15 protein-coding genes are annotated in these 17685 nt (G+C 58.4%); 12 read left to right on the top strand and 3 right to left on the bottom strand.

Annotation, left to right across the window (positions count from 1 at the left end):
- Positions 1–121: 121 nt before the first annotated feature.
- Entirely contained in the window at positions 122–1231 is a 1110-nt protein-coding gene (locus tag AACV31_RS06570) for an ABC transporter ATP-binding protein (protein WP_165155734.1), read from the bottom strand.
- A 360-nt stretch (positions 1232–1591) separates the two neighbouring features.
- Between AACV31_RS06570 and AACV31_RS06565 the strand changes: the two genes are divergently transcribed.
- The 6 genes from AACV31_RS06565 (at position 1592) to AACV31_RS06540 (ending at position 8818) form a co-directional block, all read left to right on the top strand.
- Positions 1592–2815 (top strand): extracellular solute-binding protein, encoded by a 1224-nt coding sequence (locus tag AACV31_RS06565; RefSeq protein ID WP_165155736.1) that lies wholly within the window; start codon positions 1592–1594, stop codon positions 2813–2815.
- Positions 2816–2924: 109 nt separating this feature from the next.
- Positions 2925–4208: a carbohydrate ABC transporter permease gene (locus tag AACV31_RS06560; protein ID WP_085959958.1), complete on the top strand. Its 1284-nt coding sequence runs from the start codon at positions 2925–2927 to the stop codon at positions 4206–4208.
- A 9-nt stretch (positions 4209–4217) separates the two neighbouring features.
- Positions 4218–5069: a sugar ABC transporter permease gene (locus AACV31_RS06555; protein ID WP_007780942.1), complete on the top strand. Its 852-nt coding sequence runs from the start codon at positions 4218–4220 to the stop codon at positions 5067–5069.
- A gap of 4 nt (positions 5070–5073) precedes the next feature.
- Entirely contained in the window at positions 5074–6273 is a 1200-nt protein-coding gene (locus tag AACV31_RS06550) for a glycoside hydrolase family 53 protein (RefSeq protein WP_075197414.1), read from the top strand.
- A 97-nt stretch (positions 6274–6370) separates the two neighbouring features.
- The gene (locus AACV31_RS06545; RefSeq protein WP_165155738.1) at positions 6371–8431 is read left to right on the top strand and encodes a beta-galactosidase; all 2061 of its coding nucleotides are present in this window, start codon (positions 6371–6373) and stop codon (positions 8429–8431) included.
- A gap of 69 nt (positions 8432–8500) precedes the next feature.
- Positions 8501–8818 (top strand): glucose PTS transporter subunit EIIB, encoded by a 318-nt coding sequence (locus AACV31_RS06540; protein ID WP_165155740.1) that lies wholly within the window; start codon positions 8501–8503, stop codon positions 8816–8818.
- 207 nt (positions 8819–9025) lie between these two features.
- On the opposite strand, the gene AACV31_RS06535 is transcribed toward AACV31_RS06540, so the two are convergent.
- A complete protein-coding gene (locus AACV31_RS06535) occupies positions 9026–10294 on the bottom strand; it encodes a maltoporin (protein WP_165155742.1) in 1269 nt (422 codons plus the stop codon).
- Positions 10295–10566: 272 nt separating this feature from the next.
- Between AACV31_RS06535 and AACV31_RS06530 the strand changes: the two genes are divergently transcribed.
- From AACV31_RS06530 to AACV31_RS06510, 5 genes are all read left to right on the top strand, one after another.
- Complete coding sequence (locus AACV31_RS06530; RefSeq protein ID WP_007767072.1) at positions 10567–11640, top strand: LacI family DNA-binding transcriptional regulator; 1074 nt, start codon at positions 10567–10569, stop codon at positions 11638–11640.
- Between the two features lie 136 nt (positions 11641–11776).
- The gene (locus AACV31_RS06525) at positions 11777–12247 is read left to right on the top strand and encodes a MarR family winged helix-turn-helix transcriptional regulator (RefSeq protein ID WP_007767089.1); all 471 of its coding nucleotides are present in this window, start codon (positions 11777–11779) and stop codon (positions 12245–12247) included.
- 2 nt (positions 12248–12249) lie between these two features.
- Entirely contained in the window at positions 12250–13317 is a 1068-nt protein-coding gene (locus tag AACV31_RS06520; RefSeq protein ID WP_165155744.1) for an HlyD family secretion protein, read from the top strand.
- 2 nt (positions 13318–13319) lie between these two features.
- On the top strand, positions 13320–14390 hold the full coding sequence (locus tag AACV31_RS06515; protein ID WP_075197419.1) for a DUF2955 domain-containing protein: 1071 nt from the start codon (positions 13320–13322) through the stop codon (positions 14388–14390).
- Positions 14391–14497: 107 nt separating this feature from the next.
- The gene (locus tag AACV31_RS06510; protein ID WP_165155746.1) at positions 14498–14899 is read left to right on the top strand and encodes a putative T6SS immunity periplasmic lipoprotein; all 402 of its coding nucleotides are present in this window, start codon (positions 14498–14500) and stop codon (positions 14897–14899) included.
- Here the strand turns inward: AACV31_RS06510 and AACV31_RS06505 are convergent.
- Complete coding sequence (locus tag AACV31_RS06505; RefSeq protein ID WP_165155748.1) at positions 14881–15903, bottom strand: LacI family DNA-binding transcriptional regulator; 1023 nt, start codon at positions 15901–15903, stop codon at positions 14881–14883. The two genes, AACV31_RS06510 and AACV31_RS06505, sit on opposite strands and share 19 nt — an antisense overlap.
- A 311-nt stretch (positions 15904–16214) precedes the next feature.
- Here AACV31_RS06505 and ascF point away from each other — a divergent pair, with 311 nt between their 5' ends.
- A complete protein-coding gene (gene ascF, locus AACV31_RS06500; RefSeq protein WP_105537878.1) occupies positions 16215–17678 on the top strand; it encodes a PTS cellobiose/arbutin/salicin transporter subunit IIBC in 1464 nt (487 codons plus the stop codon).
- Positions 17679–17685: the final 7 nt, after the last annotated feature.

Genomic DNA, 17685 nt, shown 5'->3' with positions numbered 1-17685 from the left:
GGCAGCAAAGCTGGCCTGCAAAATACTGGTATTATATACAGTAATTAAGGGAAGGAACCTTTGTGAAATCCGAAAAGCGGCGGGAAAATCGTCGGCCTGCTAAGGCCGACGCAGGAGAACATTAATGCGCGTGCGGCACGTCGGTGTCGGCGCTGATGCGCAGGCCGTCGGCGTCAAACACCATACAGTCGCGTGGGCGAAAGCCCACTTCCACCGCCTGCCACGGGCTGAAGTGCACATCGCCCGGCAGCAAAATCTTCATATTGTCATGCCCGTAGCACTGGCCGAACAAATAGGTATTGTTGCCAAGGCGCTCCACCACTTCGCAGTTAAAAGTTAATGAGACTTCCGACTGCGCGCCGGTGGAGAGATGTTCCGGGCGAATGCCCAGCGTCACCGCATCGCCAGGCTTCAGCGGCGCGGTGTGAATGGCCAGCCGCAGCGTTTTACCCTGCGAGAGCGTGACGTCCAGCGCGCCGTCTTCCCAGCGCGCCACGGTGGCAGGCAGGAAATTCATCTTCGGCGAGCCGATAAACCCGGCCACGAATTTATTAACCGGGTTGTAGTAAAGCGCCATCGGCGAGCCCATCTGTTCCACTTTGCCGTAGTTCATCACCACGATTTTATCGGCGAGCGTCATCGCCTCAATCTGATCGTGGGTGACATACACCATCGTGGTTTTCAGCTCCTGATGGAGCCTCGCGATATGCAGACGCATCTCGACGCGCAGTTCGGCGTCAAGGTTGGAGAGCGGTTCGTCGAACATAAACACCTGCGGGTTACGCACAATCGCGCGGCCAATCGCCACGCGCTGGCGCTGGCCGCCGGAGAGCTGTTTGGGTTTGCGATCCAGCAGGTGCGAGAGTTGCAGCGTTTTCGCCACCATCTCCACCTGATGACGAATCTGATCTTTCGGCACTTTATTGACCTTCAGCCCGTAGCCCATGTTCTCCGCCACCGTCATGTGCGGGTAGAGCGCGTAGGACTGAAAGACCATCGCCACGCCGCGGTGCGCGGGCGCCACGTCGTTCATCACCTCATCGCCAATCAGCACCTCGCCGTCGCTCACCTCTTCAAGGCCCGCGATCATGCGCAGCAGCGTGGACTTTCCGCAGCCGGACGGCCCGACGAATACCGCAAATTCGCCGTCGGCAATATCGAGATTGATATTGTGCAGGGTTTCGGTTTTCCCGAACCGTTTGGTGACATTCCTCAGTCTTATGCTGGACATCAGGGTTCCTCGAAAGTGTAAGCCGTGGTGGCCGCTGGCGTTTTTGACGGGTGCTGAACGTCTTTTTTGTATTACGTGTAACAATTCAGCGGAGTGATGCGCAACGGCTTGAAATCAGTGCCATGACTATAACTTCCCCGGATTTCGCCCCCTATCGCCGGTTTTCATTTCTGTAACGACGATCACACAACGCACAGTTTTTTGTAGAGTTATCAGGGTTGTCAGCGTAGCGTATAACAAAATGAAAATTCGCTGGGTGGGCTTTTGCAGGCTGCATGGTTACAGCGATTGAGCTTTAAAGCAGAAGTGAAGCACTCAATAAAAACAACGTAATTGTTATACCTTCACATGAGGTTGATAATGAAAAAGAACATCCTTACCGCCCTGGTTCTCTCCGCTCTGATGGTCAGCGCCGGCGCCAGCGCGGCGACCCGACAGCTTAACGTGTGGGAAGACATTAAAAAATCCGCCGGAATTAAGGATGCCGTGGCGGCATTTGAAAAGCAGTACGACGTGAAAGTGAACATGCAGGAGATGCCGTTCGCCCAGCAGCTCGAAAAACTGCGTCTCGATGGCCCGGCGGGGATCGGGCCGGATGTGCTGGTGATCCCAAACGATCAGCTGGGCGGCGCGGTGGTGCAGGGGCTGTTATCGCCGCTGACGCTCGATAAAAAGCAGACCGACGCGTTTACGCCGTCTTCCGTTGCGGCGTTCCGCATGGATAACGCCCAGTACGGCGTGCCGAAAGCCGTCGAAACGCTGGTGCTTATCTACAACAAAGATCTGGTGGAAAAGCCGTTCGACAGCCTCCAGGCCTGGTATGACTTCTCTAAAGCGCAACGCGCGAAAAACCAGTACGGCCTGCTCGCCAAGTTCGATCAGATTTACTACAGCTGGGGCGCCATCGGCCCGATGGGCGGCTACATCTTCGGGAAACACGACAAAGGCGGCTTTAACCCGCTGGATGTCGGCCTGAACAAGCCTGGCGCGGTGGAAGCGGTCACTTTCCTGAAAAAATTCTATGCCGACGGCGTCTTCCCGGCGGGGATCATCGGCGATAACGGCCTGAACGCCATCGATTCGCTGTTTACCGAGAAGAAAGCGGCGGCGGTAATTAACGGCCCGTGGGCGTTCCAGCCTTACGAAGCCGCAGGCATTAACTACGGCGTGGTGCCGCTGCCAACGCTGCCGGACGGCAAACCGATGAGCTCGTTCCTCGGCGTGAAAGGCTACGTGGTCTCTACCTGGAGCAAAGACAAAGCCCTGGCGCAGCAGTTTATTGAGTTCATCAACCAGCCGCAGTATGTGAAAACGCGCTATATCGCGACGCGCGAGATCCCGCCGCTGGTGGCGCTGATGGACGATCCGGTGATTAAGGGCGATCAGAAAGCCAGCGCGGTGGCGGTACAGGCGGCACGCGCCAGCGCGATGCCGGGCATTCCTGAAATGGGCGAAGTGTGGGCACCTGCCAACGCGGCGCTTGAGCTTAGCGTCACCGGCAAGCAGGAGCCGAAAACCGCGCTCGATAACGCGGTGAAACAGATAACCATGCAGATCGAAGCGATGCAGGCCAGTAATCAGTAAGCCGTACCCGGCGGCGTCTGCGGGCGTCGCCGGATGAACCGTTAAAAGCGGGAGGGGCGCCTCCCGTTTTCAGAAGGAGCCGTGTGTGATTATCAGTCCCAGCGAAAAGATGCCCGTAGCCCGAGGGGCGGGCCGACACGCCTGGTGCGCGCTGCTCTGCGCTCTGTTGCCGGGCGTGGGTCAGTTTTATAACCGTCAGTGGCTAAAAGGCGTCACCTTTCTGGTGCTGCTGGCAAGCTTTCTCGGGGTGTTTCACGATTTCCTGCGTGTGGGGCTGTGGGGGCTCTATACGCTCGGTGAAGAGGTGCCGCGCGACAACTCCATCTTCCTGCTGGCGGAAGGCATTCTGAGCCTGCTGGTGGTGGGCTTTGGGCTAACGGTCTATTACTTCTCGCTGCGCGACGCCTGGGTGAACGGCAGGCGCCGCGACGAAGGGCTGACGCTTAACAGCGTGCGCAAACAGTACCAGCTGCTGCTCTCGGACGGCTTTCCGTATCTGATGATTGCGCCCGGTTTTATTCTGCTGGTGTTCCTGGTGGTGTTCCCGATCCTCTTTGGTTTCGCCATCGCGTTCACCAACTACAACCTCTACCACACGCCGCCCGCGAAGCTGGTGGACTGGGTGGGGCTGAAGAATTTCGTCAATATTTTCACGCTCTCCATCTGGCGCTCGACATTCTTTGACGTCTTGCAGTGGACGGTGGTCTGGACGCTGCTCGCCACCACGTTCCAGTGCACCGTGGGCGTGCTGCTGGCGATTCTGGTGAACCAGAAAGATCTGCGCTTTAAGCCGCTTATCCGCACCATTTTCATTCTGCCGTGGGCGGTGCCGGGCTTTGTCACCATTCTGGTGTTCGCCGGGATGTTTAACGACAGTTTCGGGGTGATTAACAACGCGATCCTGGCGTTTTTCAACATCGCGCCGAAGCCCTGGATGACCGATCCGTTCTGGACCAAAACGGCGCTTATCATGATGCAGACGTGGCTCGGCTTCCCGTTTGTGTTCGCCATGACCACCGGCGTGCTCCAGGCGATCCCGGACGATTTGTATGAGGCTGCGAAAATGGACGGCGCCAGCACCTGGACGCGCCTGCGCACCATTACGCTGCCGCTGGTGCTCTACGCGATTGCGCCCATCATCATCACGCAATACACGTTCAACTTTAACAACTTCAACATCATCTACCTGTTTAACAACGGCGGGCCTGCGGTGGCCGGCTCCAACGCGGGCGGCACCGATATTCTGGTCTCGTGGATCTACAAGCTGACGATGTCTTCGTCCCAGTACGCCATCGCCGCGACGATAACCATCCTGCTCTCCATTTTTGTGGTGGGGCTGGCGCTGTGGCAGTTCCGCGCCACGAAGTCGTTCAAAAATGACGAGACGGCATAAGGAGTCATCATGGCCAAACGACAAAGCATGAAACAGGAAAAGTGGCTGCGGCTCTCGCTCTCGTGGCTGGTGATCCTGACGGTCAGCACAATCATTATCTATCCGCTGATCTGGACGGTGGGCGCGTCGCTGAACGCGGGCAACAGCCTGCTCAGCAGCTCGATAATCCCGGAAAACCTCTCGTTCCAGCACTACGCCGATCTCTTCAACGGCCAGGTGAATTACGTTACCTGGTACTGGAACTCGATGAAAATCAGCTTTATGACGATGGTGCTGACGTTAATCAGCGTCAGCTTCACCGCCTATGCGTTCTCGCGCTTTCGCTTTAAGGGCCGCCAGAACGGGCTGATGCTGTTTTTGCTGTTGCAGATGATCCCGCAGTTTTCCGCGCTGATCGCCATTTTCGTGCTCTCGCAATTGCTTGGGCTGATTAACAGCCACCTGGCGCTGGTGCTGATTTACGTCGCCGGGATGATCCCGATGAACACCTACCTGATGAAAGGCTATCTGGACGCTATCCCGAAAGATCTCGACGAATCCGCGCGCATGGACGGCGCAAGCAACTTCCGGATTTTTATCGAAATCATCATGCCACTCTCTAAACCGATTGTGGCGGTGGTGGCGCTCTTCTCTTTTACCGGGCCGCTCGGGGATTTCATCCTCTCCAGCACCATTCTGCGCACGCCGGATAAATACACGCTGCCGATCGGGCTCTATAACCTGGTCGCGCAGAAGATGGGCGCGAGCTACACCACTTACGCTGCGGGCGCGGTGCTGATTGCGGTGCCGGTCGCCATTCTCTATCTGGCCTTACAAAAATACTTCGTCTCCGGTCTGACCTCCGGCAGTACCAAAGGATAATCTGATGAAACTGTGTAAACCCGCACTGCTTGCTGTCTCGCTGGCCTGCTGTTTTTCCGCTTTCGCCGCCGATATGACGCAGATAACGCCGAAGCCGCTTAACCTCCCGGCGGACTTTATCAAGGGCGCGGATATCTCCACGCTGCCGGAGCTGGAACGTCAGGGGGCGAAGTTCTACGACGCCCAACATAAACCCCAGGACGCGCTGACCATTCTGCGCGAGAACGGCGTGAACTACGTGCGCCTGCGCCTGTGGGTTGACCCGAAAGACAGCGCGGGCGCGCCTTACGGCGGCGGCGGCAACGATCTTGCCACCACGCTTGCGCTGGCAAAACGCGTCAAAGCGCAGGGGATGCGCCTGCTGCTCGATTTCCACTACAGCGATTTCTGGACCGACCCTGGCAAGCAGTTCAAGCCGAAAGCCTGGGAAAACCAGAATTACGATCAGCTCAAAACCACGATCCACGACTACACCCGCGACACCATCGCTGAGTTCAAAAAGGCGGGCGTGCTGCCGGATATGGTGCAGATCGGCAATGAAATTAACGGCGGCATTTTGTGGCCGGAAGGCAAAAGCTGGGGGCAGGGCGGCGGCGAGTTTGACCGTCTCGCGGGCCTGCTGAACGCCGCCATCAGCGGGCTGCGGGAGAACCTGACCCAGGGCGAGCAGGTGAAAATCATGCTGCATCTGGCCGAAGGCACCAAAAATGACACTTTCCGCTGGTGGTTCGATGAAATCACCAAACGTAAGGTGCCGTTCGATGTGATTGGGCTTTCCATGTACACCTACTGGAATGGCCCCATCAGCGCGCTTAAAGCCAACATGGACGACATCAGTAAGCGCTACAACAAAGATGTGATTGTGGTGGAAGCCGCCTATGCGTACACGCTGGAGAACTGCGACAACGCCGAAAACAGCTTCCAGCAGAAAGAAGAAAAAGACGGCGGCTACCCGGCGACGGTGCAGGGCCAGTACGACTACGTGCATGACCTGATGCAGAGCGTGGCGAACGTCGAAAACCATCGCGGCAAAGGCATTTTCTACTGGGAGCCGGCCTGGATTGCCGTACCGGGGAACACCTGGGCGACGCCTGCGGGCATGAAATATATCCATGACGAATGGAAAACCGGCAACGCCCGCGAAAACCAGGCGTTTTTCGATTGCCACGGCAACGTGCTGCCATCGGTAAAAGTCTTTAATTAATCCCTTTTATTCCATTTATACCCTGATGCTTTCACCTGGCAGGCCGCGCGCCTGGCGAGTGAAAACGGACGGGTATGCCGTATCAGGAAGCCTGTCAATGAACAAATTTGCGCCTTTAAGTCCGAAGGTCAGCGCCCTTTTGCACGGCGCGGACTACAACCCGGAGCAGTGGGAGAACTACCCCGGCACGGTGGAGAGCGATATCGCCATGATGCAGCAGGCGAAATGCAACGTGATGTCGGTGGGCATTTTCAGCTGGGCGAAACTGGAGCCTGAAGAAGGCGTGTTTCGCTTCGAGTGGCTCGACGAGATTATCGACAAGCTGTATCAGGGCGGCATTCATGTCTTTCTCGCCACGCCGAGCGGCGCGCGTCCGGCCTGGATGTCGCAAAAATACCCGCAGGTGCTGCGCGTCGGGCGTGACCGCGTTCCGGCGCTGCATGGCGGCCGCCACAATCACTGCATGAGCTCACCGGTCTACCGCGACAAAACCGCGACTATCAACCGCCTGCTGGCGGAGCGCTACGCGCACCATCCGGCGGTGCTCGGCTGGCATATCTCCAACGAATATGGCGGCGAGTGTCACTGCGATTTGTGCCAGGAGAATTTCCGCGGCTGGCTGAAAGCGCGCTACGGCACGCTCGATAAACTCAACGAGGCCTGGTGGAGCACCTTCTGGAGCCACACCTTTACCGACTGGTCGCAGATTGAATCCCCGGCGCCGCAGGGCGAAAACACTATTCACGGCCTGAATCTGGACTGGCGGCGCTTTAACACTGCGCAGGTGACCGATTTCTGTCGTCACGAACTGGCCCCGCTGAAGGCGGTGAACCCGGAATTACCGGCTACCACCAACTTCATGGAGTATTTCTACGATTACGACTACTGGCAGCTCGCCGAACCGCTCGATTTTATCTCCTGGGACAGCTACCCGATGTGGCACCGCGATAAAGATGAAACCGAGCTTGCCTGCTATACCGCGATGTATCACGACCTGATGCGCACGTTAAAGCACGGCAAACCGTTTGTGCTGATGGAATCGACGCCGGGCACGACCAACTGGCAGCCCACCAGCAAGCTGAAAAAGCCGGGGATGCATATTCTCTCTTCACTGCAGGCGGTGGCGCACGGCGCGGATTCGGTGCAGTACTTCCAGTGGCGAAAGAGCCGTGGATCGGTGGAGAAATTCCACGGCGCGGTGGTGGATCACGTCGGCCATATCGACACCCGTATCGGGCGCGAAGTGGCGCAGCTTGGCGATATCTTAAGCCAGCTCGATCCTGTGGTCGGCGCGCGGGTGGACGCGCAGGTGGCGGTGATTTTCGACTGGGAAAGCCGCTGGGCGATGGACGACGCGCAGGGCCCGCGCAACCTGGGGCTGGAGTATGAAAAGACGGTCGCCGAGCACTACCGGCCGTTCTGGGAGCAGGGTATCGCGGTCGATATCATTAACGCCGACGCCGATCTGAGCGGCTATAAACTGGTTATCGCGCCAATGCTCTACATGGTGCGCGACGGGTTTGCCGCACGCGCTGAAGCCTTTGTCGAACAGGGCGGCCACTTCGTGACGACCTACTGGAGCGGCATCGTCAACGAGACCGATCTCTGCCATCTCGGCGGTTTCCCCGGCCCGCTGCGCAAGCTGCTGGGCATCTGGGCGGAAGAGATCGACTGCCTCGCCGACGGCGAACGCAACCTCATTCAGGGGCTGGCGGGCAACGAGGCGGGCTTGCAGGGGCCGTATCAGGTGCGTCATCTGTGCGACCTCATCCACACCGAAGGCGCGACGGCGCTCGCCACCTACCGCGACGATTTCTATGCCGGACGCGCGGCGGTGACGGTTAACGCATTTGGCGCGGGCAAAGCCTGGTATGTGGCCTCACGTAACGATCTCGCTTTCCAGCGCGATTTCTTCGGCAACATCATTAACGAGCTGTCGCTGACGCGCGCGCTGGCGGCGGATTTCCCGCCGGGCGTCACCGCGCATGCCCGCCACGATGGCGAATCCGCGTTTATCTTCGTTGAAAACTACACCGGCGCGCCGCAGTCGGTGACGCTGCCGGAGGGCTGCGCCGATATGCTGACCGGCGACGCGCTGAGCGGCAAGCTGTCGCTCGCCCCCTGGGGCTGCAGCATTCTGCGCCGCCGCCTCGCCTGAGTTATTCCCTGCGCGCCCGTTCAACCGAACGGGCGCTTTTTTATTATCTGGCCTGAAAAAGGAGCCGCTATGGTTAGCCTGAAATCGTTCCTGCACCACGTCACCCGCCCGCAGCCCGCCACTACCCAGGCGTTAACCGACCCGGAGCGCGAGCAGATCGCGCGTCTGGTGGCGGATTTCGGCGGACAGGAGAATATCGAAAGCGTGGACGCCTGCATGACGCGTCTGCGCGTTAAAGTCAAAGAGCTTACCCGCGTCGATACCGAGGCGTTGCAGGCGGAAGGGGCGCTGGGAGTGATTATTCTCGGCCAGGAAGTGCATGCGATTTTCGGTAAACAGTCCGACGCGCTGCGCAAACTGCTGGATGAGCGTTTCAGAAGCGAGTGATAAAAAAACGGGATAACCCTGCATAAAAGGTTATCCCGCAAAAGGCAACGAGGGTGCATCAGCGGCCGTTACGCCGTGATGGCAGTGCCATAACTCAGAGATACAACGCTTACTTCTGCGTGTCTGCCATGAGACAACGCCTGCGGGCGGCGGTTTCGGGCCGCCGCCCGCGACGCCTGACGCGCTGTTAGCGTCAGGGACGTCTGCTTACCACCAGGCCTCCACCTGAACGCCGAAGTTCCAGGTATCGTTAGCGGTGCCATCCTGTAACGCTTTATTGTGCTGCGAATCGTTCAGATAAGAGGCGAACACGCGTAGCTCCGGACGCGACATAAATTCCGGGCCATCGGCGAGGCCAAGCGCGATAGTGTATTTCTCGCCGCTTTGCTTGCCATGCGTGCCATTGCTATAGGTCTCTTTCTGGTAAAACCCGCCCACTTCCCCGATGAGGCGCACATACTGCGTGAACTGATACTGACCGCGGCCTACCAGCGAGAGGAGGCGCGATTTATCGGTCGTGGCGGTGATGTCATCCGCCGATCCCCAGGTCAGCACATGGTTAAACGAGAACTTATCGGTAATCGGAATTAAACCGGTGTTGATGACGCGATAGCCGGTGGCGTCGTTGACGTAGTTCCACATGTCATACCAGCCGCCGCCTTGCGAGACCATGTTCTGCGCGAGACCCTTGTTGGCATACTGCAACACCAGTTTGTTATAGCCGCCGAGCATGTCCTGGCTGATTTCGCCGGTCAGCATCACGCCGTTGTCGGCTTCATACAGGCCGCCGTATTCTTTCTGTTTGTCGGTCGGGTTCGGCATGGCGTAGTCGATGCCAAACTCCGTCCAGGCGCCTGTCCACGGCTTCCAGCCCGCGTAACGCAGATCCAGATAGTTAATGTTAACGTCGTTATCGCCATCCACGCGGTAATCAAGATCGTTGGCGTCGCCGCGGATCCACGCGAAGGAGACCGCGCCCGGGCCTACGGTGTAGTTTTCGATCCCCGCGCCGGAGCCGGAGATGTTCCAGTATTTGGTATCGATGATGTGCAGATCGTGGCGCTGGTAGTAGCGCTTGCCGCCCCAGATCACCGCGTTCGGATCGCCCGGCACCAGTCCTTTAATTTGCAGGTTTAACTGACGCAGGCCGAACTGGGCGTCGTCGTTAAGGGTGCTTTCACTGTCGTTGGAGCCGTCGGACACCATGCTGACCATGCTGTCGACATAAAAGCTGACTTCATCTTTCTTGTAGACTTCAGAGCCCAGCTCCACTTCGCCGTAGGTGTCGGTTTCGTTACCGAGACGCCCCAGCTTGTTTTTCTGCCACTCTTCCTGGCCACCATCCTGCGAGACGCCCACGCCGCCACGCAAATAGCCATGAAAATCAATGGGTACAGAAGATGACGCAGCCAGCACGCAAGGTGAAGTCAGCGCGGCGGCTAACGCAACGGCCACTGTGCGTAGCGTAGTGTTCATAGTAACCTCTTTTATTGTTTTGTATTACGTTCACATAACCGCAGCCATAAAACGCCTTTGCGAAATATCAGGCAAATTTGATCTTAATTAATTGTGACTCAGTGCAAATAAATCAGGCAGTTTTGTAACAAATGGTGATGCTTCTCACGAGTTTTATGTATTGTGAACGTAGTACTTTAACAAGAGGAAGGATAACGGGGATTTGTGCAGAAAAGGTTTTTCCGGCGGGCCCCTGTTACAATCAGCGCAGCCCACGAAAAAGGAACCGGAACATGAAGTCTAAAAGCGCCACACTGGAAGACGTCGCCCGCCACGCGGGGGTTTCCTACCAGACGGTGTCTCGTGTACTGAATAAGTCTGCCAATGTCTCTGAAGCCACGCGCCGCAAGGTAGAAGAGGCGATTGCGCATCTGCGTTACGTGCCTAACCGGCTGGCGCAGCAGCTGGTCGGCAAGCAGAGCATGACGCTTGGCCTGGTCACCACGTCGCTTGCGCTGCATGCGCCTTCGCAGGTGGCGGCGGCGGTGAAACGTTACGCAAATCTGGATGGCTACCAGGTCTTGATCTCAATGATCGATGAGAACGTCAGCCAGGGCATTCAGGATTCCATCAACGAACTCAAGTCGCAGCTGGTGGATAAGGTTATCATCAACGTACCGCTGGAGACGCAGGCGGCAGAGAAAATCGCCGCTGATAACGACGACATCCTGTGCCTGTTCCTGGACGTGGACCCGTACAGCTCGGTATTTAACGTCTCTTTTAATCCGGCTGACGGCACGCGCGCGAGCGTGAAGTATTTATATGAGTTAGGGCATCGCGATATCGCGCTGTTGTCGGGCCCGGAGCGTTCGGTTTCCGCCCGGCTGCGCCTCAAAAGCTGGCTGGAGACGCTGGAGAGCTACGGTTTAACGCCGGTGAGCGTACTGCATGGCAACTGGGATGCGCAGAGCGGCTACGCGGGCGCGTTGCAAATGCTGCGCGAAGCGCCGCATTTTACCGCCGTGCTGGTGGCGAACGACCAGATGGCGCTAGGCGTCCTGAGCGCGTTTCATCAGCAGCAGCTCTCCATTCCGGGGCAGAAATCGGTGATTGGCTACGATGACACTTACGAAAGCTCGTTTTTCTACCCGGCACTGACCACCGTGTCGCTCGATCTCGATATGCAGGGTAAAGAGGCGGTGCGCAGGCTGCTTGAAGCGAGCGAAAGCGACGCCTCGCGGCTCTCTTCCATTCTCCCGGCGCGGCTGGTGATTCGTCACTCCACGGGCCCGCGTGAAGACAACACCCCGGATATGCGCAAAATCGCCGATGAACTGCGGCTTATCGCAAGCCGCCTCAGCCAGTAAACCCGCCCGCCACGGGCCGCTGATGCGTAAGCGGCGGCCCGTTCGTTTCGCAATCCATGCTTTTCTCCCGCCTGTTTCTTGATACTTACCCTGATAAGTATTAAGTTGCCCTCCCGCTAACTGAAGGGAGCCCCTGATGACAGAAGATGAACGGTTCGCCCGCCGTCCGATGGGCATGCGTATGGCGATGATTGTGCGTCAATGGCGCGCCATTATTGATAGCGCGATTACCGATACCGGCCTGACGCAGTCTGGCTGGACGGTGCTGATGCAGCTCGATCAGCAGGGGGATAATCTATCGGTCAGCGAACTGGCGCAGGTGCAGGGCATTGAACTGCCGCCGCTCATGCGTACCCTGACATGCCTTGAAAGCAAAGGCTATCTGGTGCGCAGTCAGTCACCCTGGGACAAACGCATTCGCCTGGTTTCTCTTACCGACGAAGGGCGGGCGATGCTCGCCACACTCACGACGGTGATTGAGGGCTACCAGGCGCGCGTGTCACAAAATATTCCCGCGCAGGATATGGACATCTTCAGCGACACATTAAACCAGATCGCGCGTAATTTGCGCACGATCCGCGACGAAGACGCTAACAACGCACAATAACTATGATGACTCCGGAACAAAAATTTGCCCGCTGGGTAAGGGTGAGTATTGCCACTTTCCTGGCGATGTTCGTTTACTTCATTCTCGCCGATATCTGGATCCCGCTGACGCCGGATTCCACCGTGATGCGCGTGGTGACGCCCGTCTCCTCGCGTGTTTCGGGCTACGTGGCGGCGGTGCATGTCGCCAATAACAGCCACGTGAAAAAGGGCGATCTGCTGTTTGAGCTGGATGCCGCGCCGTTTACCAATCGCGTCGAGGCGGCGGATATCGCGCTGCGCCAGGCGCGGCTGACTAACGATCAACTGGACGCGCAGATTGTCGCCGCCAGGGCTAGCCTCAACACCGCCCGCCTGACGGCACGCAACGATAAAGTGACCTTTGACCGCTACCAGCGCCTGAGCGCGCTGCAAAACGTCTCGCAGCAGGATCTTGATAAGGTGCGCACCACCTGGCAGACCAGCGAACAGGCGGTGGCGCAACTGGAGGCGAAAATTAACGAACTGACCATTGAACGCGGCGAACGCGACGACAACCGCAACGTCACGCTACAGAAATACCGCAACGCCCTGCAGGACGCGCAGCTCAATCTCGGCTGGACGCAGATCCGCGCTGAGGCCGACGGCACCGTCAGCAATCTGCAATTAAGCCCAGGCTGGTTTGCCGCCGCCGGTACGCCCGCGCTGGCGCTGGTGAGCGAGCACACCGATATCGTGGCGGATTTCCGCGAGAAGAGCCTGCGCCACACGCATGTGGGCACCGACGCCGCGGTGGTGTTCGACGCGCTGCCAGGCCAGGTGTTCCATGCGCATGTCACCAGCCACGACGCCGGGATACTGGCAGGCCAGGAGGCGGTGAACGGCCAGCTGTCGCAGCCGGAGGAGTCGAACCGCTGGGTGCGCGACGCGCGCCGTATGCGTATTCACGTGGCGCTGGACGAGCCGTTGCCCGTGTCGCTGCCGACCGGCGCGCGCGCCACCGTGCAGCTCTATAACAGCGAAGGTCCGTTTGCCCGCTTCTTCTCGGGCCTACAGATCCACCTTATCAGCCTGCTGCATTATGTGTATTAACCATGTCCATTAACACGTTGGCGCGGGTCTTCACCCCGCATGGCAACATCGTCTACACGGCGAACGATTTTCGCCAGACGCTGCGCATCATGGTGGCGGGTGTCACGGCGCTCAGTATTTCGAGCTTCTACAACACCAGTTACGGGGTCTTTTTTGTTATCTACCCGATCATGTTGCTGTCACTGGTGCCAGTATTTAACCGCCACGTCGCGAAGCAGTTTATCTTCAGCGCGGCGCTGAACTGCGTCGAAATGGTAATTATTGTCGGCTATCTTGCGCAATGGCCGGTAATCATGACCGGCGTGGTGTTTGCGCTCTACGTAATGCGGTTTCGCTTTATGAGCAAAGGGCCGCTGTTTCTCTTCGGCTCGATGGGCGTCGTCTGCCAGAGCGTGATGCTCAACTTTATGAGCTACCCGACCAGCGACTGGCACACGCTGCTGTTTTCCAATATGGAAGCGAGCGTCATGGCCGTGGGCTTAAGCGCCCTGATGCACTATCTGCTGCCGGACGTTGAACCGCGCAAGCCGCCGCCGCTGATTGAAAAAGACGCCGCGCGGGTGCGCCATGAATACCTGCTTTCCGGTACGGTAGCGACGCTCAATTTCGTGGTGTTTCAGATGGCGGATTTGAGCGACTCGCTCTCGGCGCTGATGGCGGGCATCCTGATCCTCTTTCCCATGCACTACCGCGGCGCGGTGTTAAGCTCGCTGTGGCGCGTGGTCGGCGTGGTGATTGGCTGTCTCTATGTGCTGCTGGTGCAGCTCGTGCTCTACGATCACAGCAGCCATATGGTGCTGATGATGCCGCTTATCGCGCTCGGCTTTGCCTTCAGCGCCCGGCTGCACGTGATGGAAAAAGTCGGCGCGGGCGTCGGGTTCGCCAGCATCACCACGCTTGGCATCATGTTCGGGCAGAATCTTCACCCCGACACCGATCTGGTTTTCAGCGATCTCTACCGCATCAGTTCCGTCACCGTGTCGCTGCTTATCACGCTGACGATGGTGTTTTTAGTGCACCTGATTTTAAACCGCTTCCCCGCCACCCGTTACGTGGTGAAAAGCGAGCCGTAAGGCACCTGATGCGAATCTGAAAAAGGCGGATTTTCGGCGTGTTGACAGGCGCTTTCGCGAGCAACGCGTTACTCTCGCGCATCAGGAAATGCGAAGGAAAAGGGAAGATGAAACGCCTGCTTGTAGTGATGCTAACCGGTTTACTGACGGGGTGTCCTTCCGGTGCGGACAGGATATTTCTCGAAGAGCCAGCCGCGGTAATGGCGCGTGGCGATACGGTCTGTTTACTGGTCACGAATAAACCTGATGAGGTCATCCGCTCGGTTGAGATATACAGCGAGAAAGGAGAGTCCTTAATGGAATCGCGGCTGCCCGAAGCAAGGCGCCGCGTGGCGCGCGGGCAGTGTCTACCCGATTTGGGTTTCAGTTACCGCCCCGGCACCCGCTATTCGGCGTATTACTATTTCCAGAGCCTTAAAGGCGGTCCGCTCCGCGTATTCACCGCGCATTTCGCGACGGCTGAGAATTTCCCGTTAAAAATCAGCGCCACTTACGAGCGGGCACAGTAAGGCCCGTTTCCCACCGAATCGCGCAGGATAAGCTCTGAAACGAACAGGTTGTCGCGTGAGAGATAACCGCCGTCGAGCATGGCGATCAGGCGGTTTATCGTCTCGTGAACCATGTCGGTGACGGGGTCTTTGACGCTGGCGAGCGCCGGGCTGAGAAAGGGCGCGGTGGGGCTGTTGTCAAAGCCTATCAGCGACACCTGCTGCGGCACCTGAATCCCCGCGTCCGTCAGCGCTTTCAGCGCGCCGACCGCCATATCGTCATTGCTGGCGATAAGCCCGCTGAATGCCACGCCACTTTCCAGCAGCGTATTCACCGCCTGCGCGCCGCTTGCCGGCGTCCATTTGCCTTCCACAATCAGCGATGGCGCGGGCGTGACGCCGTGCTGGCGCAGCGCCTCTTTGTAGCCCGCCAGACGCTCCAGCGCGGTAGGGGAATCGGGAGAGCCGGTAATAAATGCTATCTCGCGGTGCCCGCGCTCAAGCAGCGCGCGGGTGGCGTTAAAGCTGGCGCCTTTGTGGTCGCAGCAGACGCAGTGGCTCTGATGTTTACGCAGCTTGCGGTTTACCACCATCACCGGCTGGCGGGTCTGGCTGATGATGTCGTCGATGTCGTCAACGCCGAGAAAGCGCGGGTAGAGGATGATGGCGTCGCAGCGTAAATCGAGCAGAAACTCAATCGCCTCGCGCTCTTCGCGGGCGCTGTGTTTACCGTCCACCAGAATCAACTGGCGGCCATTTTCTTCCAGCTTTTTCGCCGCGCGTGAGAGGATTTCGCTGAAGTAGCTGCCGCTGTACAGCGTGTTGGTGACCACCATCCCGATACACTGGGAGGTATTGGTCGCCAGATTGCGCGCCAGTAGGTTAGGCCGGTAGCCGGTCGCGTCGATGGCTTCGAATACCTGTTTGCGGGTTTCCTCGCTCACATACCCTTTGCCGGATAGCACGCGAGACACGGTGGCCTTTGATACGCCTGCTTTTTTGGCCACTTCCTGCATTGTCGACATGTTATCCCTCCGGCTCGGCTTACGTGCCGCACATTCTACACATTTCCCCGTAAAGCGGCAGACATGTCGCGCACGCTTACGGCTGCTTCATGGCGATCTCCATCACACATTTTAAAGCCCGATTAAATTTCAGTTGATCTGTTTTATGACCGCAACCACTCTAATGTGGAACCGGTTACCTATTACATCATCCTGTCAGCGCGACGCGGCGTCTCACGCCGTGATGCCTGACAAGTACCTGAATTTAAAATAATAAACGCGCAGAAGCGGCTCTGACGCTACGGCGTGTGATAACGAGAGATTTCACCATCATGTCAAAGAATTACGTAGCGCTGGCGCGCGCGGTAGTCGATGCGATTGGCGGTGGCGGTAACGTGGCGGCCGTCACGCACTGCATGACGCGCCTGCGCTTTGTGCTGAACGACGACAGCGCCGTGGACGCGGCCCGTCTCAAGACGATCCCTGGCGTGCTGGGCGTGGTGCGCAGCGACAACCAGTGCCAGGTCATCATCGGCAATACGGTGTCGCAGGCGTATGCCGAGGTCCTGAAACTGCTGCCGGAAGGCGCACGGGTCGAGCGCGCGCTGCCGCGCAACGACAAAATCACCCTGCGGCGCATCGGCGCGGGCATTCTCGATGCGCTGATCGGCACCATGTCGCCGCTGATCCCGGCGATCATCGGCGGCTCGATGGTCAAACTGCTGGCGATGGTGCTGGAGATGTCGGGCGTGGTGGAGAAGGGCGCGCCGACGCTGACCATTCTCAACGTGATTGGCGACGGCGCGTTTTTCTTCCTGCCGATCATGGTGGCCGCCTCCGCCGCGATTAAATTCAAAACCAATATGTCGCTGGCGATCGCCATTGCGGGCGTGCTGGTGCACCCGAACTTTGTTGACCTGATGGCCAAAGCCGCGCAGGGGCAACCGGTGGATTTTATTGGCATTCCGGTCACGGCGGTAAAATATACCTATACCGTGATCCCGGCGCTCTGCATGACCTGGATACTTTCCTATATTGAACGCTGGGTGGACAACATCACGCCAGCGGTGACCAAGAACTTCCTGAAACCGATGCTGATTGTGCTGATCGCCTCGCCCATCGCCATCATGCTGATTGGCCCGCTGGGCATCTGGATCGGCAGCGGTATTTCGTCAGTGGTGTACACCATCCATGACTATCTGGGCTGGCTGTCAGTGGCGATCATGGGCGCGCTCTGGCCGTTGCTGGTGATGACCGGCATGCACCGCGTGTTTACGCCGACCATCATCCAGACCATCGCCGAAACCGGCAAAGAGGGCATGGTGATGCCGTCGGAAATCGGGGCCAACCTGTCGCTCGGCGGGTCGTCGCTGGCGGTGGCGTGGCGCACCCGCAACCCGGAACTGCGCCAGACGGCGCTGGCTGCGGCGGCATCCGCCATTGTGGCGGGTATTTCAGAGCCTGCGCTGTACGGCGTGGCGGTGCGGCTTAAACGCCCGCTGGTGGCGAGCCTGATTAGCGGCTTCGTCTGCGGCGCGGTGGCGGGCCTTGCGGGGCTTGCGAGCCACTCAATGGCGGCGCCGGGGCTGTTTACCAGCGTGCAGTTTTTCGATCCGGCCCACCCGATGACGATCGTCTGGGTCTTTGGAGTGATGGCGCTGGCGGTGGTGCTGTCGTTCATCCTGACGCTGGTGCTGGGCTTTGACGATATTCCCGTCGAAACGCCCGAGCCCGCCCGCGAAAACCCGCAGCCTGCGGACTTCAGCGCGCAGGCGCCCGCAGTAAAACCGAATTAATCAGAGG

The organism is Cronobacter sp. EKM101R, from assembly GCF_963888145.1.
Lineage (GTDB): Bacteria > Pseudomonadota > Gammaproteobacteria > Enterobacterales > Enterobacteriaceae > Cronobacter > Cronobacter turicensis.
Note: the sequence above shows the minus strand (reverse complement) of the source record. Positions and strands in the feature narration are given on the sequence as shown.